The sequence below is a fragment of the Herbidospora galbida genome (assembly GCF_005233835.1).
Lineage (GTDB): Bacteria > Actinomycetota > Actinomycetes > Streptosporangiales > Streptosporangiaceae > Herbidospora > Herbidospora galbida.
In genome coordinates this window covers 22,112-43,468 of record NZ_SZQA01000040.1, presented here as the reverse complement: position 1 = coordinate 43,468, position 21,357 = coordinate 22,112, and the positions used below count along the sequence as shown (strand labels likewise).

21 protein-coding genes are annotated in these 21,357 nt (G+C 71.2%); 8 read left to right on the top strand and 13 right to left on the bottom strand.

What is annotated here, in order from left to right; translation table 11 throughout:
- The first annotated feature begins 235 nt into the window (after positions 1–235).
- Entirely contained in the window at positions 236–1,612 is a 1,377-nt protein-coding gene (locus FDA94_RS32105; protein WP_137250818.1) for a glycoside hydrolase family 43 protein, read from the top strand.
- Here FDA94_RS32105 and FDA94_RS32100 read toward each other — a convergent pair.
- From FDA94_RS32100 to FDA94_RS32090, 3 genes are all read right to left on the bottom strand, one after another.
- Complete coding sequence (locus FDA94_RS32100; RefSeq protein WP_137250817.1) at positions 1,582–2,205, bottom strand: TetR/AcrR family transcriptional regulator; 624 nt, start codon at positions 2,203–2,205, stop codon at positions 1,582–1,584. The two genes, FDA94_RS32105 and FDA94_RS32100, sit on opposite strands and share 31 nt — an antisense overlap.
- 9 nt (positions 2,206–2,214) lie before the next feature.
- Complete coding sequence (locus tag FDA94_RS32095) at positions 2,215–3,771, bottom strand: MFS transporter (protein ID WP_137250816.1); 1,557 nt, start codon at positions 3,769–3,771, stop codon at positions 2,215–2,217.
- Between the two features lie 90 nt (positions 3,772–3,861).
- Positions 3,862–4,995: an MFS transporter gene (locus FDA94_RS32090; protein WP_246060259.1), complete on the bottom strand. Its 1,134-nt coding sequence runs from the start codon at positions 4,993–4,995 to the stop codon at positions 3,862–3,864.
- Positions 4,996–5,208: 213 nt separating this feature from the next.
- Here FDA94_RS32090 and panB point away from each other — a divergent pair, with 213 nt between their 5' ends.
- Entirely contained in the window at positions 5,209–6,033 is an 825-nt protein-coding gene (gene panB / locus FDA94_RS32085; RefSeq protein ID WP_137250814.1) for a 3-methyl-2-oxobutanoate hydroxymethyltransferase, read from the top strand.
- 194 nt (positions 6,034–6,227) lie between these two features.
- Here the strand turns inward: panB and FDA94_RS32080 are convergent, their stop codons facing one another.
- Together FDA94_RS32080 and FDA94_RS32075 are read right to left on the bottom strand one after the other, a co-directional pair.
- A complete protein-coding gene (locus FDA94_RS32080) occupies positions 6,228–7,127 on the bottom strand; it encodes a serine/threonine dehydratase (protein WP_137250813.1) in 900 nt (299 codons plus the stop codon).
- Positions 7,128–7,134: 7 nt separating this feature from the next.
- Positions 7,135–8,316 carry a trans-sulfuration enzyme family protein gene (locus FDA94_RS32075; protein WP_137250812.1) on the bottom strand — a complete coding sequence of 394 codons (1,182 nt, stop codon included), beginning with the start codon at positions 8,314–8,316 and terminating at the stop codon, positions 7,135–7,137.
- Positions 8,317–8,405: 89 nt separating this feature from the next.
- On the opposite strand from FDA94_RS32075, the gene FDA94_RS32070 reads away from it, so the two are divergent.
- Positions 8,406–9,851, top strand: coding sequence for an aminotransferase-like domain-containing protein (locus FDA94_RS32070; RefSeq protein ID WP_137250811.1), 1,446 nt, complete (start codon positions 8,406–8,408; stop codon positions 9,849–9,851).
- A 64-nt stretch (positions 9,852–9,915) separates the two neighbouring features.
- Positions 9,916–10,593 (top strand): alpha/beta fold hydrolase, encoded by a 678-nt coding sequence (locus FDA94_RS32065; RefSeq protein WP_137250810.1) that lies wholly within the window; start codon positions 9,916–9,918, stop codon positions 10,591–10,593.
- 6 nt (positions 10,594–10,599) lie between these two features.
- On the opposite strand, the gene npdG is transcribed toward FDA94_RS32065, so the two are convergent.
- Positions 10,600–11,274: an NADPH-dependent F420 reductase gene (gene npdG / locus FDA94_RS32060; RefSeq protein ID WP_425460188.1), complete on the bottom strand. Its 675-nt coding sequence runs from the start codon at positions 11,272–11,274 to the stop codon at positions 10,600–10,602.
- A gap of 42 nt (positions 11,275–11,316) precedes the next feature.
- A complete protein-coding gene (locus FDA94_RS32055; protein ID WP_212735602.1) occupies positions 11,317–12,447 on the bottom strand; it encodes a lipase family protein in 1,131 nt (376 codons plus the stop codon).
- Positions 12,448–12,635: 188 nt separating this feature from the next.
- Between FDA94_RS32055 and FDA94_RS32050 the strand changes: the two genes are divergently transcribed.
- Positions 12,636–13,214 carry a hypothetical protein gene (locus FDA94_RS32050; protein ID WP_170991222.1) on the top strand — a complete coding sequence of 193 codons (579 nt, stop codon included), beginning with the start codon at positions 12,636–12,638 and terminating at the stop codon, positions 13,212–13,214.
- 54 nt (positions 13,215–13,268) lie between these two features.
- On the opposite strand, the gene FDA94_RS32045 is transcribed toward FDA94_RS32050, so the two are convergent.
- Positions 13,269–14,219, bottom strand: coding sequence for a LysR family transcriptional regulator (locus tag FDA94_RS32045; RefSeq protein WP_137250806.1), 951 nt, complete (start codon positions 14,217–14,219; stop codon positions 13,269–13,271).
- Positions 14,220–14,294: 75 nt separating this feature from the next.
- Between FDA94_RS32045 and FDA94_RS32040 the strand changes: the two genes are divergently transcribed.
- Together FDA94_RS32040 and FDA94_RS32035 are read left to right on the top strand one after the other, a co-directional pair.
- Complete coding sequence (locus tag FDA94_RS32040) at positions 14,295–14,552, top strand: CBU_0592 family membrane protein (protein ID WP_137250805.1); 258 nt, start codon at positions 14,295–14,297, stop codon at positions 14,550–14,552.
- A complete protein-coding gene (locus FDA94_RS32035; RefSeq protein WP_137250804.1) occupies positions 14,549–15,178 on the top strand; it encodes a cyclase family protein in 630 nt (209 codons plus the stop codon). Before FDA94_RS32040 ends, FDA94_RS32035 begins: the two co-directional genes overlap by 4 nt.
- 169 nt (positions 15,179–15,347) lie before the next feature.
- Here FDA94_RS32035 and FDA94_RS32030 read toward each other — a convergent pair whose 3' ends face one another.
- Positions 15,348–15,545 carry a hypothetical protein gene (locus FDA94_RS32030; RefSeq protein ID WP_137250803.1) on the bottom strand — a complete coding sequence of 66 codons (198 nt, stop codon included), beginning with the start codon at positions 15,543–15,545 and terminating at the stop codon, positions 15,348–15,350.
- A 34-nt stretch (positions 15,546–15,579) separates the two neighbouring features.
- On the opposite strand from FDA94_RS32030, the gene map reads away from it, so the two are divergent.
- Positions 15,580–16,428: a type I methionyl aminopeptidase gene (map, locus tag FDA94_RS32025; protein WP_137250802.1), complete on the top strand. Its 849-nt coding sequence runs from the start codon at positions 15,580–15,582 to the stop codon at positions 16,426–16,428.
- Here map and FDA94_RS32020 read toward each other — a convergent pair.
- The 4 genes from FDA94_RS32020 to FDA94_RS32005 all read right to left on the bottom strand — a co-directional run bounded on the left by FDA94_RS32020 (position 16,415) and on the right by FDA94_RS32005 (position 20,965).
- Positions 16,415–16,834: a sensor histidine kinase gene (locus FDA94_RS32020; RefSeq protein WP_137250801.1), complete on the bottom strand. Its 420-nt coding sequence runs from the start codon at positions 16,832–16,834 to the stop codon at positions 16,415–16,417. The two genes, map and FDA94_RS32020, sit on opposite strands and share 14 nt — an antisense overlap.
- A 103-nt stretch (positions 16,835–16,937) precedes the next feature.
- A complete protein-coding gene (locus FDA94_RS32015; RefSeq protein ID WP_246060258.1) occupies positions 16,938–18,956 on the bottom strand; it encodes a bifunctional copper resistance protein CopD/cytochrome c oxidase assembly protein in 2,019 nt (672 codons plus the stop codon).
- A gap of 8 nt (positions 18,957–18,964) precedes the next feature.
- The gene (locus FDA94_RS32010) at positions 18,965–19,519 is read right to left on the bottom strand and encodes a copper resistance CopC family protein (protein ID WP_137250800.1); all 555 of its coding nucleotides are present in this window, start codon (positions 19,517–19,519) and stop codon (positions 18,965–18,967) included.
- A 171-nt stretch (positions 19,520–19,690) separates the two neighbouring features.
- A complete protein-coding gene (locus tag FDA94_RS32005; RefSeq protein WP_246060260.1) occupies positions 19,691–20,965 on the bottom strand; it encodes a helix-turn-helix domain-containing protein in 1,275 nt (424 codons plus the stop codon).
- Positions 20,966–21,357: the final 392 nt, after the last annotated feature.

Here is a 21,357-nt window from a genome sequence, read left to right as displayed (position 1 = left end):
CGCGCTGACCGACCACGGGTGACGGGCGTGCCCGTGTAATTTTCACCGGCGCGGGTCGCGGACCGCGGCCCACCTCCCGGCGAACCTCCAGGCAGCGCGGGCTCCCCGCCGCGACTGCCGAGGTGCGCCGGGAGGGCGCGTTGACGCCGGATCAGGCGGCCGGATACTCACCGGTACGCCCCCCGGGGACCCGCTCGCGAATGTTAGCGATAACATCCCCAGAAAGGACGCTCCCGTGTCCCTCAGCCGCAGGCAGTTCGGCAAGACCGCCCTCACCACGGCCGCCCTGGCCACCACCGGCGTGGCCGCCTTCCCCCGCGCCGCGTGGGCGGCCAACACCGCCTACGTCTTCGCCTACTTCACCGAGACCCCGAACCAGTCGGCCTCCAACTACGGCCTCCACCTGGCCGTCAGCCGCGACGGCCTCAACTGGTCGCCCCTCAACCAGAACAACCCCGTCGTCACCCCCACCGCCGGAGAGCAGGGGCTGCGCGACCCGCAGGTCTACCGCAAGGTCGACGGCACCTTCGTGGTCATCGCCACCGACCTCAAGGGCACCAACTTCAGCTCGGTCAGCCAGTATCTGCACGCCTGGGACTCGGTCAACCTGACGTCGTTCACGAACTACCGCCGCCTGCGCATGCACACCACCGGCGGCCACACCTGGGCCCCGACCGTCTTCCGCGACAACTCACGCGGCCAGTACGGCATCGTCTACTCGTTCAACACCGGCGGACGTGACATCCTCGCGGTCAACTACACCGGCGACTTCCAGACGGTCGGCGCGCAACAGACCTTCTTCAGCCCGAGCTTCAACGTGCTCGACGGCGACATCGTCGTCGACGGCTCGACGACGTACCTCTACTACAAGAACCTGGGCGACGGGCTGCTCTACGGCGCGCGGTCGTCGACCGGCCAGCCGAACAGCTTCACGACGTACACGAGCGGCCTGCGCCAGGGCAACTCCATCGAGGCGCCGCTGCTGCTGAAGACCAACGAGGGCGGCTGGCGGCTCTGGGGCGACTCGTTCAGCCCGGTCAACAACGACTACTACCTGTGGACGTCGTCGAACATCGGCGCCAACGCCTGGACGGTGGCCGGCCAGCGCGACTACACCCCGCCGCTGAACTCCAAGCACGGCTCGATCGCGGGCATCACCGACGCCGAGTACACCGCGCTGGTCTCCCGGTGGGGGCTGCCGAGCTGGGTCAGGCTCAAGTCGTACAACTTCCCCGACCGCTTCGCCCGGCACGCCAACCTGGTGGGCCGCATCGACCCCTACCCGTTCGACCCGCACCAGGACCAGCTGTGGCGCATGGTGCCCGGCCTGGCCGACTCGGCGGGGGTGTCGTTCGAGTCGGTGAACCGGCCCGGCAGCTACCTGCGCCACTGGGACTACGCGATGCGGCTCGACCCCAACGACGGCTCGGCCGTCTTCCGGGCCGACGCCACCTTCTATCGGGTGGCCGGGCTGGCCGACGGCACCTGGTCGTCGTTCCGGTCGTACAACTTCCCGACGCGGTACCTGCGGCACTACGACTACCTGCTGCGCGTCGACCCGATCAGCACGGCGACCGAGCGTCAGGACGCCACGTTCCGGGTGACGTCGTAGCGGAAGCCGCGCAGCGCCTCGTCGACGAGCCGCACCGCGAGGTCGTCGGGCACCGGGTAGGCCGGGCCCGACATCTTCGTGTGGAAGAGCATCGCGCCGATCAGCATCGACATCGCCACCTCGACGTCGAGGTCGGGGCGGAGCTCGCCGGTGGCCACGCCGCGCCGCAGGACCTGCCTGAAGGCCTCGCGGCGCGGCTCGATGACGAGTTCGCGGAACCGGCGGTAGAGGTCGGGGAAGCGGTCGGCCTCGTTGAGCGCGATGTTGGTGATGCACCGGTTCCGCAGCTCGCTCGACTCCGACCGCATGACCTCCAGGTATTCGATCAGGTCGGCCCGCACGTCGGTGCCGCCGGGCTCCGGCATGGGCAGCCGGAGCGTGGCCAGCGAGTCGACCACCAGGTCTTCCTTGTTCGCCCAGCGCCGGTAGATCGTCGTCTTGCCGACCCCGGCGCGGTTGGCGACCGCCTCGATCGACAGCTCCGACACCGTGACGCCCTCACCGATCATGTCGAGGGTGGCGTCGACGATCGCCTTCTCGGCGCGCTCGCTGCGGGGGCGCCCCCGCCCCGCGGATTCCTGAATGGTCGTCATGGCAGTCTTTTATCCTACGGCGCTTTCGGCCTTCACCAGGTCCGGGATGACCGTGGGCGCCGACTTCCCGGGCATCCAGCGGGCCACCACGAAGACGCCGATCAGGGTCATCAGCGCGGCCCCGCCCGACGCCCAGTGGACGCCCGTGACGAACGCGTCGTTGGCGGCGTGCAGCAGCGTGGTCCCCTGCGGGCCGAGGGCCGAGGCGACCCCGGCCGCGCCGGCGATCGACTCCTGGGCCACGTGGCCCACGTCGCCGGGGAGCGCGGCGGCCACGCCCTCCATGTCGTTGCGGTAGCTGGCCGACAGGATCGCGCCCAGGACCGCGATGCCGAGGCACGAGCCGACCTGGCGGAACACGTTGCTCATCGAGGAGCCGACACCGGCCTTCTCGCGCGGCAGCGCGTTCATGATGGCCGTGGTCGCGGGCGGCAGGATGTTGGCCATCGCGCCGCCCTGGACGAAGCCGAGCACGAGCAGGATCCAGATGGGGGTGTCGACGCCGACGAAGACGTAGGCGCCCAGCACCACCGTGATCACGCTCATCGCGACGGTGCCGACGAGCTTGGCGCCGTAGCGCTCGACCATGGCGGCGCTGCGCGGGGAGAAGAGCAGCTGTCCGGCGGCGAAGGGCAGCACGAGCGCGCCCGACTGCAGCGGGGAGTAGCCGCGGACGATCTGCCAGTAGAAGGCCATGAAGAACATCACGCCGATGGCCGAGAAGAAGGTCAGGCCGACCGTGGTGATCGCGGTGGAGAAGGCCGGGTTGCGGAAGTGGCGGACGTCGAAGGCCGGGTGGTCGGTGCGGGACTCGTACCAGACGAACCCCGCGAGGATCGCCACGCCGACCGCGACCGGCACGATGACGGTCACGTCGACGACGGTGCCGAGGTCGCTGATCCGGACGATGCCGTAGACGAGCGAGATCAGGCCGAGGATCGACAGGACCACGCCGATCGGGTCGAGCTTCGCCTTGTGCGGGTCCTTCGAGTCGGGCACCAGGATGGCGTTGAGGACCAGCCCGACCAGCACGATCGGCACGTTGACGAGGAAGACCGAACCCCACCAGAAGTGCTCGAGGAGAAGACCGCCGGTGATGGGGCCGATGGCGACGGCGATGCCGACCCCGGCCGCCCAGATACCGATGGCGCGGCCGCGCTCGTGGAAGGGGAAGACGTTGGAGATGATCGCCAGAGTGGCCGGCATGATCGCCGCGCCCCCGATGCCCATGAGGGCCCTGGCGGCGATCAGCTGGTTGGGGTCCTGCGCGTACCCGCTGGCCACCGAGGCCAGCAGGAACAGCGCCATGCCCGCCATCAGCATGCGCTTGCGGCCGAGCCGGTCGCCCAGCACGCCGAAGGTGAACAACAGACCGGCGAACGCCAGGGTGTAGGAGTTCATGGCCCATTCGAGCTCGCTCTGGGTGGCGCCCAGACCGTGAACGGGATCGGCGATCGTCTTGATCGCCACGTTCAGGATCGTCTGGTCGAGCACCACCGCGAGCAGCGAGAACACCATCACGCCGAGGATCTGCCAGCGGCGCGGGTGTCCCGAGTGTGCATCCACGGATGCCCCCGATAACTTTCGATACGATGTCGTTTCGTATCGAAAGGTACACCCGTCGAATAACGATACGCAACGGTCTCGTTTCGAAAACTAGGCGGGGACCTTGACGGGTTGCGGAGTGAGCCGCCAGAACGGCACCGCGATCAGCACCAGCGCCAGCCCGATGATGCCCGCCCCGGTGAACGCCCAGTTCGGGCCCCACCCGTCGATGAACAGACCGGCCACCGGACCGGCCGAGGAGACGCCGATGGTGAGGAACGTCCCGTGCATGCCCATCGATTCCCCGCGCGCGGCGGCCGGGACCGATTTGGTGACGTAGTCGACCGTCGTCGACAGCGACGGCGCGCAGAGGAGGCCGCCGGGGATCAGCGCCGGGATCAGCCACCACCAGCCGCCCCCGACGAATCCGACCGGGATGGTCAGCGCGCACAGCCCGCCGATCATGACCAGGGGCGAGAACCCGCGCGGCAGCACGCCGTAGACGAACCCCCCGACGAGCGAGGCGAAGCACCACAGGCCGATGACCAGCCCGATCCAGGCGGTGTCGCCGGAGCGCTGGAGGGTGGCGACGATCGCCAGGTCGGTCGCGGTCAGCACGAAGGTCAGCGCGGAGGTCACCCCGAAGATCGTCAGCACCCGCACGTTCAGCCAGGCCCGCGTCGGCACCTTCTCGCCGTCCCCCTCGGCCAGTTCCTCGGCCGACCGGCTCGCCGGGTCGAGCAGGTAGAGCCCCAGCCCGGCCAGCGCGAACCCGACCCCGATGGCCCGCATCGCCACCGCGCTCGACAGCAGGCTCACCGAGGCGGCGCCGACGGCCGGCCCGACCATGTACGACAGCTCGACGCACATCGAGTCGAGCGCGAACCCGGTCCGGTGCCGGTCCTTCGGCACCGTCGCCGCCATGCACTGCCGGATCAGCCCGAACACCGGCAGCATGAGCAGACCGCCCACGAACACCGCCGGCACCAGCGCCTCGAAGGGCAGCGCGGGCGCCACCAGCCAGAACACCACCTGGACCAGCGTCGTCACCAGCACGACCGGCCGGACGCCCCGCCGGTCGACCACCCTCCCGAGCAACGGCGAGCCCACCGCGATGCCGACGGTCGAGGCCGCGCTCACCACACCCGCCTGCAGCCCGGAGACCTTCAACGTGTCGGCCGCGTGCAGCCACAGGACCAGCCCGGTCGCGGTCGCCGGGATGCGCGTCAGCAGCCCGAGTAGCACCAGAGAGGGGACTCCCGGAAGCTCGAAGAGCCTCCGGTAAGGTTCAATCGCCGTTTTCATTACTTACAACCTCCGCATGGCATTGTGCCAAGCGGTCGGCTTCTGACAGAACCGGATTACGGGTAGTGGGCGGGGTGTTCTATCCCGAAGTCGCATGCGATGATGCGACTGTCCGGGGACGCCACAGGGGCGCCACGAGACCAGGAGGTAGCCATGTCCTCTGCACTTTACGGTGGGGCCGCCGGCCGCCGGGTGACCGTACGCGACATCCAGGCAGCCAAGTCGAGCGGCGAGAAGTGGCCGATGGTGACGGCCTACGACGCCATGACCGCCCGCGTCTTCGACGACGCCGGCATCCCGGTCATGCTCGTCGGCGACTCGGCCGCGATGGTCGTCTACGGCTACGACTCGACCCTGCCGGTCACGGTCGACGACCTCATCCCGCTGACGGCGGCGGTGGTCCGGGGCTCATCCCGCGCCCTCGTCGTCGCCGACCTCCCCTTCGGCTCCTACCAGGCCAGCCCCGCGCAGGCCCTGGAGACCGCAGCCCGCTTCATGAAGGAGGCCGGCGCCCACGCGGTCAAACTCGAGGGCGGCCACCGGGTCCTCCCTCAGGTCGAAGCCCTGGTGTCGGCCGGCATCCCGGTCATGGGCCACCTCGGCCTGACCCCGCAGTCGGTCAACGCGTTCGGCGGCTACCGCGTCCAGGGCCGGGGCCAGTCGGGCGAGGAACTGATGGCCGACGCCAAGGCCCTCGAACACGCCGGAGCCTTCTCCCTCGTGCTCGAATGCGTCCCGACCGACCTGGCCGACCGCGTGACCGCCGCCCTGTCGATCCCGACGATCGGCATCGGCGCCGGCCCCGGCACCGACGCCCAGGTGCTGGTCTGGCAGGACCTGATGGGCCTGACCGAACGCCCGGCGAAGTTCGTGAAGAAGTACTTCGACCTCCACGGCGAGATGGACCGCGCCGTCCGCGCCTTCGCCGATGAAGTGAGCTCCGGCGCCTTCCCGGCCAAGGAGCACAGCTACAGCTAACCTCACCGGTCACCCCCGTCGCGACAAGGACTCCGCCGGGGGTGACCGGGAGGTCCCTTCCTCCGTTACGGCCCCGCCGACAGCGGCCCCGCCCACCGCAGTGCCCTCCCACCGCAACCGGCGCCAACCGGCCGCGCCACCTCGCGCCGCGACGACGAGGACCCGCCCGGGGGAGATCGGCCCCGGGCTGTGGGTCAGGCCAGGGTCGCCGGGTCGGTGTTCGAGCCGCACACCACGATCGCCGTCGTGGTGCCGGGCGCGGGTTCCCATGCACCGGAGAGCAGGGCCGCGTAGGCGGCCGCGCCCGCGTGTTCGGCCGCGATGCGGTGGTCTCGCCACAGGGTCCGGCGGGCCTCGATGATCGCCTCGTCGGTCACCAGCACGCTCGTCGCCCGGTCCTGCAGCACGTCCAGCGCGATCTGGCCCGCCCGGCTGGCCCCCAGGGCGTCGGCGCCCACGCCGGACACGTTCACCTGCACGGGCTGCCTCGCGGACAGTGCCTCGTGGATCGTCGGGATGAGTTCCGGTTCGACCACCACGACCTCGCCGCCGAAGGCCGCCCGCACTCCCCCGGCCAGGCCGCCGCCGCCCGCCGCGACCACGATCGTGTCGAGGCCGGGGATCTGCTCCTCCAGTTCGAGGGCGAGGGTCCCCTGGCCGGCGACGACCTCGCGCTGGTCGTACGCGTGCAGTTCCAGCGCGCCCGTCTCGGCGGCGCGCTTGCGGGAGGCGTCGAGGGCGTCGGCGTAGATGGCGCCGGTCACCACGACCTCGGCGCCGAGTGCGCGCAGGCCGGCGATCTTGACCGCCGCGCAGACCTCCGGGACGAAGATCTCCGCCCTGATCCCCAGCGCCCGCGCCGCATACGCCACCGCCAGCCCGTGGTTGCCGCCGCTGGCGGCGATCACCCCGGCCGCCGGGAGGTCGGCGGCGAGGATCCGGTTGAAGGCGCCCCTGACCTTGAACGAGCCCGAGTGCTGGAGGCACTCCAGCTTGAGCCAGACACCGGGGGCGGCCTCGGCGACCGGCGTGCGCCTGACGCGCCCGCCGATCGCCGAAGCGGCGTCGATCACTTCGTCGCGCGTGAGCCTCATCGGCCCATCATCGCGCAGGGTCGAGAGCCTGGGCGAAGTCGGCCCACAGGTCCTCGGGGTGTTCGATGCCGACCGCGATCCTGACCGTGCCGGGGTTGATCCCGGCCGCCGCCAGCGCCGCGTCCGAGACCGAGCGGTGAGACGTGGACGCCGGGTGCAGGACCAGCGTCTCGACGCCGCCCAGCGAGGGCGCGAGCAGCGCCACCTTGAGCGACTTCATGAAGCGCACCCCGGCTTCCCGCCCGCCCGCGAGGTCGATGGAGAACACCCCGCCGAAGTCGGGCAGCAGCTTGGTCGCCAGGGCGTGGGACTTGTGGGTGGGCAGGCCGGGCCAGTGGACCGCCGCCACGGCCGGGTGCTCGGCGAAGCGGGCCGCCATGATGCGGGCGTTCTCGTTGTGGCGGGCCATCCGGAGCGGCAGGGTCTGGAGGCCGCGCAGCGACAGCCACGACGCGAAGGGGTCGGGGGCCGCGCCGAGGCCGCAGTGGAACTTCCACACCTTGCGGTGCAACTCGTGGTCGGCGAAGACGGAGATGCCGCCGACGATGTCGGCGTGGCCCGACAGGTACTTGGTCGAGGAGTGGACGACGATCGAGGCGCCGTGCTCGATGGGCCGGCACACGATCGGCGAGGCGAAGGTGTTGTCGACGATCACCGGGACGCCGGCCTCGCGGGCCGCCGCGCACATGCCGGGCAGGTCGGCGACCTGGGTCATCGGGTTGGCGATGGTCTCCAGGTAGAGGAATCTCGTCTCCGGGCGGAAGGCCGCGCGGGCCGCCTCGGGGTCGTCCTCGGCCACGTACGTGACCGAGATCCCGAATCTGGCCTCCAGTTCTTCCAGCATGTGGCCGGTGCCCCCGTACAGGGAGTGCTGCGCGACCACGTGGTCGCCGGGGCTGAGCAGGGCCAGGAAGATGGTGTTGATCGCGCCCATGCCGGTCGCGGCGGCGACGGCGGCGACGCCGCCCTCCAGACCGGCGACGGCCTCCTCGAACACCCGAGTGGTCGGGTTGGAGTAGCGGCCGTAGACGAAGGCTCCGTCGGGGCGGTCCATGCCGTCGGCGAACACGGCCGGGTCGTCGAACAGGAACCCGGAGGTCTGGTAGATCGGCGTCGAGATCGGCGCGCTACCTTCTGGCTGAACCTTGGGAAGGTGGACAACTCGTGTATCCGGTCGCAAATCAGTCACACAGCTAAGGATGACGGTTCGCGCGGACTGGTTGGAGAGCCAATCACGGTGAATTGGCTCGCATCCCGATCCAATGTCACGATGTCGGCATGACGGAGGAGGATCGTCTCGTCGGCTGGCTCGGGCGCTGGGCGTCCGGGCGGGGCCCGCTCTATCTCCTGCTGGCCGCCCGATTACGCGGCCTCATCGACGACGGGGTGCTCGCCCCCGGCTCCCCGCTGCCGCCCGATCGGGTGCTGGCCCGGCGGCTGGCGGTCGGGCGGGGGACGGTCGTCTCGGCGTACGAGCTGCTCCAGCAGGAGGGCCGCCTGGTGCGGCGGCAGGGCAGCGGCACGCGCGTGGCCGAGGCGGAGCTGCCGGTCAGCCGGTCGTCCGGTGCCGGGACCAACCCGCTGCTGCTGCACGTGCTCGATCCGCCCGACGGGGTGACCCTGCTGACCTGCGCGGCCCCGGTCGAGCCGCCGCCGGAGCTGGTCGAGGCCTACCAGGAGGCGGCGACGCGGCTGCCCCATGACATCGGCTACCACCCGGCCGGGCTGCCGGAGTTCCGGCGCGCGGTGGCCCGCCACTTCACCCGGCTCGGCGTGCCGACCGAGCCCGGGGAGATCCTCGCCACCAACGGCGGCCAGCAGGCGATCTCCCTGCTGGCGAGCCAGTTCGTCGCCCCCGGCGACACGGTCCGCGTGGAGTCGCCGACCTACACCGGGGCCTCGGAGATCCTGCTCGACGCCGGGGCCAGGATCGACGCCTGCGACCTCGACGAGCTGCACGAATGGGGCGTCCTGAAGCCCCGGGGACGGTCGGCGCCGGTGCGGCCCGCGTTGGCGTACACGATCCCGACCGCGCACAACCCCACCGGACGGGTGATGCCGCCGCCGGCCCGGCGCCGGCTGGTGGCGTGGGCCGAGGAGGCCGACGTGCCGGTGATCGACGACGCGGTCCCGGCCGAGCTGTGCTTCGACGGCGAGCGGCCGCTGCCGCTGGCCGCCTACGCCCGGGGCGAGCAGGTTTTGACGGTGGGGTCGCTCAGCAAGCTGGTGTGGGGCGGCCTGCGGGTCGGCTGGATCAGGGCGGCGGCCCCGGTGATCTCCCGCCTGGCCCGGCGGCGGGCCATCCACGACTTGGGCGGCGACGCCGTCGGCCAGCTCGCGGCGGTGATCCTGCTCGACCGGGCCGACGAGGTGCGGCGGGCCCGGCTGGCGGTGCTGAAGCGCCGCCACGACCACCTCCTGTCACTGCTGCGCGAGCACCTGCCCGAGTGGTCGGCCCGGCCGGTGGCGGGCGGGCAGACGCTGTGGGTGCGCCTGCCGAGGGGCGACGCGGGCGCGTTCGCGCAGCTCACGGCCCGGCACCGGGTCGCGGTGCCGCCCGGCACGGCCTTCGACCCGGCCGGGACCGGCTACGAGGTCATGCTGCGCCTGCCGTTCGTGCATCCCGAGGCCGAGCTGACCCGCTGCGTCGAGGGCCTCAAATCGGCGTGGCACGACTACAACGGCGCCCGCCGCCGGCCGGCGCTGCCCACCCTCGTGGTCTAGAAGATTGTTCACGGGCAGCGGACAAGCCACCCAAAATCGGCGCGACGGGTGAATGCTGGTGCCCATGGACGCCACCTTCCTCCTCGTGCACAGCCCCGCGGTCGGACCGTCCACGTGGACCCCGGTGGCGGCCGAGCTCCGCGCCCGCGGCCGCCGCGCCGTGGTCCCCTCGCTGACCGAGGTGACGGCGGGCCCGCCGCCCTACTGGCCGCGCGTGGTCGACCAGGTGTCCGTGTCGGCCCCCGACGGCCCGGTGGTCGTGGTGGCCCACAGCAACGCCGGCCTGTACGTCCCCCTCGTCGCCGAACGCCTGCGCGGCCAGGTGACGGCGGTGCTGTTCGTGGACGCCGCCCTCCCGCCCCGGCGCGGCTCGATCCCGGCGGCCGAATCGGACCATCTGACGTTCCTGGGCGCGATGGCCGACGAGAACGGCCTGCTGCCCCGCTGGACCGACTGGTGGCCCGAGGAGATGGTGTCGGCGCTGGTCCCCGACCGGCGCACCCGCGACGAGATCGTGGCCGAGCAGCCGCGCCTGCCGCTGCTCTACTACAGCCAGCACATCCCCGTCCCGCACACGTGGGACCACGTGCGCGGGGCGTACCTGTGGTTCAGCGGCCCCTACGGCCGCACGGCCAAGGAGGCCGACGAGCGGGGCTGGCCGGTGACCCGGATCCCGGGCGACCACCTGCACCAGGTGGTCGCGCCGGGAGCGGTGGCCGACTGGCTCGTCGCCCACGCCTGAGGCGGCTCAGACGTCGGTGACGCGGATGCCGGCGTGCGCCTTGTAGCGCCGGTTGATCGCCACCAGGTTGGCCGTGAACGCCTCCACCTGGTGGGCGTTGCGCAGCCGCCCGCCGTAGATCCCCCGCACGCCCGGGATGCGGGCCGCGAGCGCCTGCACCAGATCGGTGGCCTCGCGGTCGTCGCCGAGCACCAGCACGTCGAGGTCGATCGCCTCGACCGAGGGGTCGAGCAGCAGCTTGGCCGACACGTGGTGGAAGGCTCCGACGACCCGGCTGCCCGGGAGCACGGCGGCGGCCTGCTGGACCGCGCTGCCCTCCTCGACGGGCAGCGCGTAGGCGCCCTGCTTGTCGAACCCGAGCGGGTTCACGCAGTCGACCACGATCTTGCCCGCCAGCACGCCGGCCAGGTCGGTGAGCAGCGCCTTGTGACCGTCCCACGGGACCGCGACGATGACCAGGTCGGCCTCGGCGGCGACGTCGGCGTTGGCGCCGCCCTCGACGCGGCCCGCGTCGGCCAGCGCTTCGGCGGCGGCCTGGGCGCGGTCGGCGCTGCGGGAACCGATGAGCACGCGGTGCCCGGCCAGGGCGAACCGGCGAGCCAGGCCGTTGCCCTGGTCGCCGGTCCCGCCGAGGATCGCGATCGTCACATCTTCAAGTTGGTCGGCCATGTTCTCGATCATGCCAGGCACAACACCCTGTCCGGCCGACGTCATCCCCGCGTCTCAGCAGTTGCCGAACGCCGGCAGGCCGAGCACCCGCCCGGCCAGCCAGGCGATCGCCAGCGGCCCGCCCTCGACCGCCCCCAGCACGTGGCTGGGCGCCGGGACGCTCGTCCACGTCACCGTGCCCCCCTTCGCGCACCACTCGGAGCGCAGCGTGCGGCTGACGCCGATCGGGATGATCTCGTCGCCGGTGCCGTGCCAGACGAACACCGGCACCGAGGGCCTGGTCGCGCCGAGGCGGTTCTCCTGGAGGCGGGCCGACCAGTCGGGCCGGTTCATGACGTCCTGGGTGGTGAGGTCGGTCAGGGTCCGCCCGGCGAGCTTGTCGCGCAGGTCGTCGACGCAGTCGTCGCGGGCGTCGGCGAACAGGGCGGCCCCTTCGGGGGTGAGGTAGTCGGCGAGCCGCAGTTCGGGGTAGGCCGCGTCGAACCCGAGGCCCGCCGCCGCGGCCAGCCCGAAGTCGCCGCCGCCGTCGACGTTTTCGGCGACCTTCTTCAGATCGGCCGGCACGCCGCCCGCCGCCACCCCGCGCAGCCGCAGCTCGGGGGCGTAGGACGGCTGCAGCTGGGCCGCCCACCCCGCCGACGCGCCGCCCTGCGAGTACCCCATGATCACCACGGGCCCGCCGCTCGCCAGCCCCGCGTCGGGCACCCGGGTGGCCGCCCGGATCGAGTCGAGCACCGCGTGCGCCTGGGACCTGCCCGCCATGTACGTGTGGTCTCCCGGCGTCCCCAGCCCCTCGTAGTCGGTGACCGCCACGGCCCAGCCCTTGAGCAGCATGAGGCTGACGAAGGCGAGTTCGAGCTCGGTCCCGTTGGCCATGGCGGCGCTGGGCGCGCACTGGTCGCCGAGGCCGTGGGTGCCGACGGCGTACCCGACGATGGGACGTTTACCTAAATATCCGGACTTGGGGACGAGCAACGTACCGGAGACGACGTTCGACCCCCCGACCGCCGAGGTCGACCGATAACGGAGGTGCCAGGCCCTGACCGGCACCTCCAGCAGCCGCCCGGGGGCGAGGTAGACGGTGGTCGGGGTGGCCTCGACGACGTCGCCGGGCGCGGCGGCCCGGGCGGCCGAGGGGGCGAGCACCTGGAGGAGGGGGAGCAGGAGGGCCGCGATCGCGAGCACGGTTGCACGGACTCGAAGACGCATGGGACATGCCGCCCTTCACGGGATCACTTCTCGGGGGACGGCGCCGTGAGCCGATGGTTACCCGCGAGTAGACGCGAGTCAAGTACCGAGTCAGGCGAATTGTCCGGGGCCGGAAAAACAGAAGCGCCCCGTGCGCTCCCACCCCCTGAGGCACGATGGGCGCCATGGACGCCGAAGCGGTCAGCCTCCTCCGCGAGGCCCTCGACTCCACCGAATGGCCCGACCGGGCCCGCGCCCTCGGCAGGGCGATGCGCACCACCCGCTCCCCCGGAGGCCTGCTGATCGCCGGGACCCCCGACGACGAGCCGTGGCACCTGACCGCCCACCTGGCCGACGAGGCCCGCCTGTCGGGCCTGACCCAGCTGACCCCGACGCTGGTCCGCTGGTCCCCCGACCTCACGGCACCCCCGCACCTGCGGGTGGGCGTCGACCGCCTGCTGGAGGCGCGGCGGGGCGAGACGCTGGTGGTGGTGTCGGAGACCGAGGCCCCGGCGCCTCTGCTCGAACGGGTCGCCGACGCCCGCAAGACCGGCGCGACCATCCTGGCCATCGACGGCGGCGACCCGGAGCTGGAGGCCCTGGCCCACGACGCCTTCGCCGTCCCCCGGCTGACCGCCCCGCTGACCTTCGACGGAGCCCAGCACCTGGTGAGCATGGCCGCCGGAGAGGCCCCGAGGAAGGGCCTGCGAGAACGCTTGGCCCGCCTGGCGGACAGAATCAGCGGTCCACGAGTGCCGGATTGAGCGCGAGCAGGCCCGCCCCCGGCCGCAGAGCGCCTTCCTCCCGGCGCGGCGGGTTCAATGGGCCTCCAGCGAGGCGCTGAGGATCGCCACCCGCTCGGTCAGTTCCTCCGCCGCCTCCCGCAGCACCTCGATGACCACCGCCTGCACCGGGTCGGGCTCCCCCGACCGCGTCCGGCTCACGCGGGTCAGCGCCTCGATCCGCCGCGACCCCACCTCGTGGATCCCGGTCACCACCACCTCGCCACGCGGGAAGTCGAGCAGGGCGAGCGAGGGCACGATCGCCACCCCGTGCCCCGCCGCGACCAGGCTGAGCACCGGCGGGAACTCCGAGATGACGTGGGTGCGCCGCGGCTCGAAGCCGTGGAGCTGGCTGAGCCGTTCGAGGGCCGCGCCGCACGCCTGGAACGACACCCCCGCCACCCACGGCAGGTCGGCCAGTTCAGACACGTCGGCGGGGATGTGGTCGAGGCTGGGCGGGGCCACGATCCGGTATTCGTCGTCGTAGAGCCGGTGCCGGGTCATCGACGGGAGCGACGGCGCGGGGGTGCTCATGTCGCGTTCGGTCACCACCAGGTCGACCGCGCCCAGGCGGAGTTCCTGGAGGGCGTCGCTGCCGTACACCTCGTGGATCACCGGGACGATCCGGGGATGCCGCTCGGCGAGGACCCGCAGCGCCGGCACCAGCAGGTGCCTGATCACCGTCGGGAAGGCCGCGATGGTCACCGGACCGGACAGGCGTTCGGTGAAGCGGTTGAGCTCGTTGCGCGCCTCGGAGAGCTGTTCTTCGATCCGCTCGCCGTACGCCGACAGCACCCGCCCCGCCGGGGTCAGGGAGATGCGGCGCTGGGAGCGATCGAGCAGGGCAAGGCCGACTTCGCGTTCGAGCTGGGCCAGTTGCTGGGAGACGGCCGACGGAGTCAGGTGGAGCGCTTCGGCGGCCTTCATCACGCCACCGCGACGGGCGACCTCATGGAGGATCCGCAACCGTCGGGGATCGATTTCCATGTAGAGAAGCTTATTGGCCGCTTAAGAATTCTTCACTTGCCCTTCAAATGGACATACCGCGAACATGAGGGGCAAATGTCAACGTTCATCACCGCGATCGGCACACTCGGCGCGATCGCCCTCCTCATCGCCTACGGCCTCGTCTCCACGTCCAGGATGACCGGAGACAGTCTGGCCTACCAGGCCATCAACCTCGGCGGCGCGGCCGCCCTGGCGATCAACAGCGGATATCACGGCGCCTGGCCGTCGGCGATCCTCAACATCGTGTGGAGCGCCATCGGCGTTCTCACCCTCAGCCGGTTCATCGCGCGAAGGGCGGCACGGAAGTCATGAGCCTCATCGAACTGAGCCACCGCATCGTCGAGGGGATGATCACCTATCCGGGGATCCCCGCGCCGGTCATGGGCGTGCACCTGAGCCGGGAGGCCTCCCGCGACCTCTACGCCGAGGGCACCGAGTTCTTCATCGGCACGATCACGATGGCCGCCAACACCGGCACCTACCTCGACAGCCCCCACCACCGCTTCGCCGACGGCGCCGACCTGTCGGGGCTCCCCCTGGAGAAGCTGGCCGACCTCGACGGCGTGGTCGTGAAGGGCGTCGACCTGCCGGGCGACCTCGACGTCGCGGGCAAGGCCGTCCTCTTCCACACCGGCTGGGACACCCACTGGGGCACCGACGCCTACTTCTCCGGCCACCCCCACCTCACCGCCGAGACCTCGGCGGCCCTCGTGGCGGGCGGCGCGGTCCTGGTCGGCATCGACTCGTTCAACATCGACGCCACTCCCCCGAAGGGCGACCGCCCGGCCCACACGACCCTGCTCGGCGCGGGCATCCCGATCGTCGAGCACCTCACCAACCTGGGGTCGCTCCCGGCGTCGGGCTTCCGCTTCCACGCGGCCCCGCCCCTGGTCGCGGGGATGGGCACCTTCCCGGTCCGGGCCTACGCGGTGGTCTGAACACGTCAGCGGGGAGCGCCCGGCCTCCGGGCCGTCGCGGCGACGAAGCGGCGCGGCCGGGGAGTGCCGGGTGCGGCGCCGCGGATGGACGGCGGCCGGGGCCGGGGTAGGCGGAGCCGTAACGGAAGTCGGCTTGAGAACGATCCCGGCCCGGCCACGCGCCCCGGATCTAGTCGTCGTCCCAGTCCTTGTCCTGGTCTTTCCAGGCCTTGTTGCGGGCCGAGGCCGTCGTCAGCGCGTTGGCCGCCTCGGCCTCGGTGTCGTAGGGCCCCATGCGGTCTTTGTTGGGGCACCCCTGGTCGCCCTCGACGCGCATGTGCTTGAGACAGAACCACCAGTGTCCATTTTGCTCGCTCACATCGGCCATCTTGCCCCTTCCGCGCGCACATAGACTTGCGCGCATGACGACACTGCTCCGGCCCGGGCGGATCTCGCCCACCCGCAAGGTTCCCGCGCACATCGAGCGTCCGGAATACGTGGGGAAGAAGGAGCCGAAACGCGGCGCGTCAGACGTGCAGACCCCCGAGACGATCGAGAAGATGCGGATCGCCGGGCGGATCGCCGCCCAGGCTCTGGAAGAGGTCGGCAAGCACGTCGCGCCGGGTGTGACCACCGACGAGCTCGACCGCATCGGCCACGAGTTCCTGCTCGACCACGACGCCTACCCCTCGACGCTCGGCTACCGCGGCTACCCCAAGTCGCTGTGCACCTCGATCAACGAGGTCATCTGCCACGGCATCCCCGACGACACGGTCCTCAACGACGGCGACATCGTCAACATCGACATCACCGCCTTCATCGGCGGCGTCCACGGCGACACCGACGCGACCTTCCTGTGCGGCGACGTCGACGACGAGTCGCGCCTGCTCGTCGAGCGCACCCGCGAGGCCACCAACCGCGCGATCAAGGCCGTCGCCCCGGGCCGGCAGCTCAACATCGTCGGCCGGGTGATCGAGGCCTACGCGAAGCGGTTCGGCTATGGCGTGGTCCGCGACTTCACCGGCCACGGCATCGCCCACTCGTTCCACAGCGGCCTGATCGTCCCCCACTACGACGACCCGTCGCTCGCGGTGACGCTCGTGCCGGGCATGACCTTCACGATCGAGCCGATGCTGACCCTCGGCACGATCGACTACGAGATCTGGTCCGACGGCTGGACGGCCGTGACCAAGGACCGCAAGCGCACCGCCCAGTTCGAGCACACCGTGCTGGTCACCGACTCGGGCGTGGAGATCCTCACGCTCCCCTGAGCGCCCGCTTCGGCACGACGCCGCTCAGCGTCGTGCCGGAGCCCAGCACGCTGTTGATCGACAGGGTGCCGCCGATCTCGACGAAGCTCGCCTTCATGGCGGCCAGCCCCCGGCCGGTGGTGCCCTCGGAGAAGCCGACGCCCTCGTCGCTGACGGTCATGCGCAGGCCCGTGTCGCCGACCGTGACGGCGATGGCGACGTGGCGGGCGCCGCTGTGGCGTTCGACGTTCGTGAGCGCCTCGGTCACCACGGCGCAGACCCCCCGCACGACGGCGCACGGCAGCGGCGCGTCGGGCAGCGCCCACGTCTCGACCGCGATGCCGGTCCTGACCGACCAGTCGCCCAGGTATTCCTCGAGGGCGGGCTTGAGCCCGCCGCCCTCGCGCAGCCGCAGTTCTTCGGACAAAGCTCTCCAACTCCCCTGATCTTCACCGGCGACGCTAACGGGTGAGACTCAAGGAACGGTTGCCGTTTGCTTAGGGTTTGCCGAACCCAGATGGTGATGCCCGCTACCGCTTTTGGTCACGCTTGTTGAGCTTTGCCAGATAGTCGTTGTAGGCGTCGAGCTCGGTGTCGCCGCTGCCGCCCGTACGTGCCGCGACCAGGTCGGCCTTGCGGTCCTGGCGCCGGGCGACCCGCTCGTCGGCCCGCCACCACTGGATGGCCAGCGCGATGAGCACGATCAGCGTGGGGATCTCGCCGAAGCCCCAGGCGATGGCCCCGCCGGTGTTCTGGTCGGACAGCGACGACGCCCCCCACGTGCGGCCGAGCTGTTCGTACCAGTCGGCGGCCAGCACGCTGCCCATGCTCATGATCGCCATCGCGAAGAACGCGTGGAACGGCATCGTGACGAACAGCAGGAGCAGGCGGCCGAAGTAGGGCAGCTGGTTCGGCGCCGGGTCGACCCCGACGATCACCCAGAAGAACAGGGTGCCGACCAGCAGGAAGTGGAGCGACATGGCGATGTGCCCGAGGTGCTCCTCCATGGCCGACTCGAACAGCGGCGTGAAGTAGAGCGCGTACGTCGACACGACGAACAGGGCGGTCGCGATGGCCGGGTGGGCGACGAACTTGGCGACCCGGCTGTGCAGGACGACGGTGATCCACTCGCGCGGCCCCCGGTCGCCCCGTCGCGCGGCGGGCTTCAGCGCCCGCAGCGCCAGCGTGACCGGGGCGCCGAGCACCAGGAAGATCGGCACCAGCATCGAGAGGATCATGTGCTCGGTCATGTGGACGCTGAACAGCACCGGCGCGTAGCGGGCCACGCCGCTCTGGGTGGTCAGCACGAGGATCAGGATCCCCAGGCCCCACGCCAGCGACCGCCCGAGCGGCCACTTGTCGCCCCGGCGGACGAGGCGGACGACCCCGGCGGCGTACAGGCCCCCGAGGACCGCGGCGATCACAGCGAAGAAGAGGTCGAACCACCAGAGCGTGAGCAGGTTGGTGAACGAGATCGGCGGCGGCATGACGTAGCCGAGCAGGTCGAAGGCCCGGTCGGTGGGCAGCGTCTCGACGGGCGGCGGGGCGGTCTGCGCGAGCGCCACGGCGATGCCGACGGTGCCGGCCATCAGCATGATCTCGCCCAGCACCAGCTTGACGAACGCCCCGGGCCGCCCGGCGGCCAGATCGGGCAGGGTCCGCTTGCGGTGCCACCAGCCGACGCCGCCGAGCACGGCATACGCGACGATCTTGAGGAGCAGGATCACCCCGTACGCGGAGGTGAACAGCGCCGACACCGAGGCGATGCGGGCCGCGACCGACGCCAGCCCCGACAGGCCGACCCCGACGAAACACCAGAACGCCATGCGGGAGAAGCGATCGGCGGCCGTCGAGAGCCGGTCACCGCCACGCAGGGCGTGGTAGCAGAGCAGCCCGAGCCCGCCGACCCACAGGGCCAGGAACAGCAGGTGGAAGGCGACCGACGTGGTCGCCAGCCCGTGGTTGGGCGCGCTGGAGGAGTGCCCGGTCAGCGCCGGCGGAAGCAGCGTGGCCAGCGAGAACACCAGCAGCCCGCCGGCCGCGCCGACGGTGATGGCCCCCCGCGCGAACAGCGCGATCGAGACCGAGAAGAGCACGACGAGCGTGAGGGCGATGCCCTGCGGGGTCTGCCCCGCGTAGCTGGTCAGCTGATTGCCGTCGAGCACGACGCCGACCGGCTGGCCGAGCGACTGCGACAGCCCGAAGACGAGGTTGAGCGCCGCCGCCCCGCCCCACGCCAGGGCCGACCAGCTGGCCGCCTTGACGTGGCCGAGGGCGGTCTTGCCGAGCAGTCCCTTGTCGGAGGGCAGCAGCGCGGCGGCCATGAGCAGGAGCCCGACGGTGACCAGCCCGGCGACGTCCATGCCGAGCTTGGAGACCGGGACCATCCACCGGGTGAGCGTGCCCTCGTCGGGCAGCCCCGGGATGACCCGCGGCGTGGCCGCGCCCCCCGCCACCATGCCGACAACCAGCGCCCCGGCGGCGGCGCACCCGCCCGCGATCGCGAGCCGGACGGTACGGTTCATCCGGGCGGCCTTCCCATCGGACATTCCGGCCATTATGGCTTCTTACGCATACTGAAGGCCATGCCGATCCCGATGCCGGCGATCCCGAAGATCACAATCCAGATCCAGGCGGGAATCTGCTCGTCCTCCGCGGGCGCGACGGTGTTCCCGGGGGCGTTCTCGGTGGGCGCGGCGGCGGCCTGCACCGGCTGCGGAGTGGCCGGAACCGCCCCCCGCACGGAGGACACCGGCGCGTAGGTGAACGGGATCTCGCCCTCGACGGGGTGCCCGTCACGGGAGACGACGCGATAGGCGATCGTGTAGGCCCCGGAGGGCAGCGCCGAGGCGGGCCCGACGTCCTGGAGGACCTTGCGCCCGTCGACCCGGGGCTTCCCGTTCTCGTAGCGCTCGCCGTCGGGCCCGGTCAGCACGACGGCGGGGAACCGCACCGACTCGCTGAACTCGAGCGTCACCCTGGGCAACGCGGTGACCCGCGTGTTCTCGGCGGGATCACTGCTGCGCAGAGAGGTGTGCGCGGCGGCCGGCGCGGAGGGCAGCAGAAGTGCCGCGACGACGGCCAGAACGGCGACGATCGGTGAACTCTTCATGGCGCCCTAAGGCTACCGACGCGGGGCGGTGGTCTCACCGTGAGCCCGTTCCCGGACGACCGGCCCGTCGGCCTCCTCTGTGCCCCAGGCGACCCCGGCCTGGATGATCAGGCGCGAATCCCCGCCTTCACCGGCCAGGCGAAGACGGGGATCACGCGCAGGAGACACAGGTCACAGGCCGACGCAGGCCAGCGCCTTCTGGGCGGCGAGGATGCTCTGGTCATGGTCGTGGAGGCGGTCGTAGGCCTCGGCCACGGTCATCCAGCTCTGGGCCCTGCGGCGCATCGGAGCCGGGTCGAACGACTCGCTGGCGTTGCCCAGCGCCACCGCGGCCTCCTCGTCTTCGTGGAGCAGCAGGAGGGCCTGCCCCTGGACGAGGTTGGCGTCGGCCCAGTGCTCGCCGCCGGACTCGCGCAGCGCCTCGTCGGCGATGCGGGCGTACTGGACGGCCTCGCGCGGGTGGCCCAGGGCCAGCTCGGCGCGGGCCAGCTCGATGTTGCAGCGGGCCTTGTCGAGCACGGAGGCCGACGACTCGCCGAGCTCGCGGAGGGCGCGCAGGAGCAGGTCGCGGCCGGCCTCGACGTCGGTGGCGCGGGTGCGGACGATCATGGTCGCGTAGGCCACCCGGAGGCGGGCCAGGTTGCGGGGGTCGCCGCCGTTCTCCGACTGGATGGCCATGGCCCGCTCGAGCAGGCTCATGCCCTCTTCGCCGCGGCCGGTCTCCTGGGCGACGAACGCCGCGTTCCACGAGGCGGCGACGATGGCGCGGGGGGTGCCGAGGAGCTCGGCGGCCGACAGCAGCTCGGAGGCGAAGTGGCGGGCCCGCAGCAGGTCGCCGCGGGTGCGGTAGACCGAGAGCAGGGTCGAGCCCAGCTCGATCAGGGCGTCGGTCCAGGCGGGGCGGGAGTTCCCGCCGAGCAGCGCCTCACCCACCCGCACGGCCTCGCCGAGCTCGCCCTCGTCGCGGTAGCACCGGCAGAGCGCGACCGCGACGGCCACCTGCCACTCGACCGTCATCGGCCGCTCGGTGTCGGCGCGCAGCCCCTTCAGCAGGCGGATCGCCTCGGCTCGGTCGCCGCACGACTCGGTCGCCAGGGCGCAGCCGTATTCGGCCTCCTGGCGGAGCTGGGCCAGCCCGGTGAGGCTGGTGTCGGTGAGAAGTTCGGTGTAGCGGCGGCGGGCCTCCTGGGCCTCGCCGTTCTCCAGCGCCAGCCGCGCGAATCGCAGGCCGACCTCGATCTCTTCCATCTGTTCGGCGGTGACGCCGTTGACGAGATAAGTGAGAGAACAGTCGAGTTTTTGAGCCAGGAGCTCCAGAACTGCCGGAGTAGGGGTACGCTTACCGCTCTCAATTAGGGAAACATAGCTGTCGGACAGCTCAGGATGTGCGAGTTGCGCTTGAGAGAGCCCCCGCTGTCGGCGGATGGTCTTGATGCGCTGACCCACTAGATCTTGACCGGTCACCAGCACCCCCTGGAAAAATGCAAGAACCTCTAGACCCGACGGGAGCCCCACCGTGCGACGCCGCCTGATCATGCTTGCTCTTACGACCCTAGTTGCGGTTACCACCGCCGCAGGGATCAATGCTACGGCCGCCAGCGCCGCTTCGTCCCCCTTGCGCCCTTACAGCCTGGAATGCTGCTGACTCGTTACGTGAGTCAGGAAAGTCAAGGGAAGTTTCCTAGTGTGAACCCCATGTGAGCCTCCCCCAGCCGACCCCAGGCACCGGGACTCGGACCGGATCCCCGGCCACAGCATGAACATCGAATCGCGGCACTGGCCAGTGCCGCGATTCTTTTTGTTTTCGGACAGCACACGAAGCCGGTTTTGCCATCTAC

Coding starts and splice junctions, on each gene's coding strand:
- npdG (WP_425460188.1), bottom strand. CDS start 11,274: ATGATCGAGAACATGGCCGACCAACTTGAAGATGTGACGATCGCGATC.
- FDA94_RS32100 (WP_137250817.1), bottom strand. CDS start 2,205: ATGACGACCATTCAGGAATCCGCGGGGCGGGGGCGCCCCCGCAGCGAG.
- FDA94_RS32015 (WP_246060258.1), bottom strand. CDS start 18,956: ATGTCCGATGGGAAGGCCGCCCGGATGAACCGTACCGTCCGGCTCGCG.
- FDA94_RS32010 (WP_137250800.1), bottom strand. CDS start 19,519: ATGAAGAGTTCACCGATCGTCGCCGTTCTGGCCGTCGTCGCGGCACTT.
- FDA94_RS32080 (WP_137250813.1), bottom strand. CDS start 7,127: ATGAGGCTCACGCGCGACGAAGTGATCGACGCCGCTTCGGCGATCGGC.
- FDA94_RS32045 (WP_137250806.1), bottom strand. CDS start 14,219: ATGGAAATCGATCCCCGACGGTTGCGGATCCTCCATGAGGTCGCCCGT.
- FDA94_RS32030 (WP_137250803.1), bottom strand. CDS start 15,545: ATGGCCGATGTGAGCGAGCAAAATGGACACTGGTGGTTCTGTCTCAAG.
- FDA94_RS32050 (WP_170991222.1), top strand. CDS start 12,636: ATGGACGCCGAAGCGGTCAGCCTCCTCCGCGAGGCCCTCGACTCCACC.
- panB (WP_137250814.1), top strand. CDS start 5,209: ATGTCCTCTGCACTTTACGGTGGGGCCGCCGGCCGCCGGGTGACCGTA.
- FDA94_RS32035 (WP_137250804.1), top strand. CDS start 14,549: ATGAGCCTCATCGAACTGAGCCACCGCATCGTCGAGGGGATGATCACC.
- FDA94_RS32070 (WP_137250811.1), top strand. CDS start 8,406: ATGACGGAGGAGGATCGTCTCGTCGGCTGGCTCGGGCGCTGGGCGTCC.
- FDA94_RS32065 (WP_137250810.1), top strand. CDS start 9,916: ATGGACGCCACCTTCCTCCTCGTGCACAGCCCCGCGGTCGGACCGTCC.
- map (WP_137250802.1), top strand. CDS start 15,580: ATGACGACACTGCTCCGGCCCGGGCGGATCTCGCCCACCCGCAAGGTT.
- FDA94_RS32040 (WP_137250805.1), top strand. CDS start 14,295: ATGTCAACGTTCATCACCGCGATCGGCACACTCGGCGCGATCGCCCTC.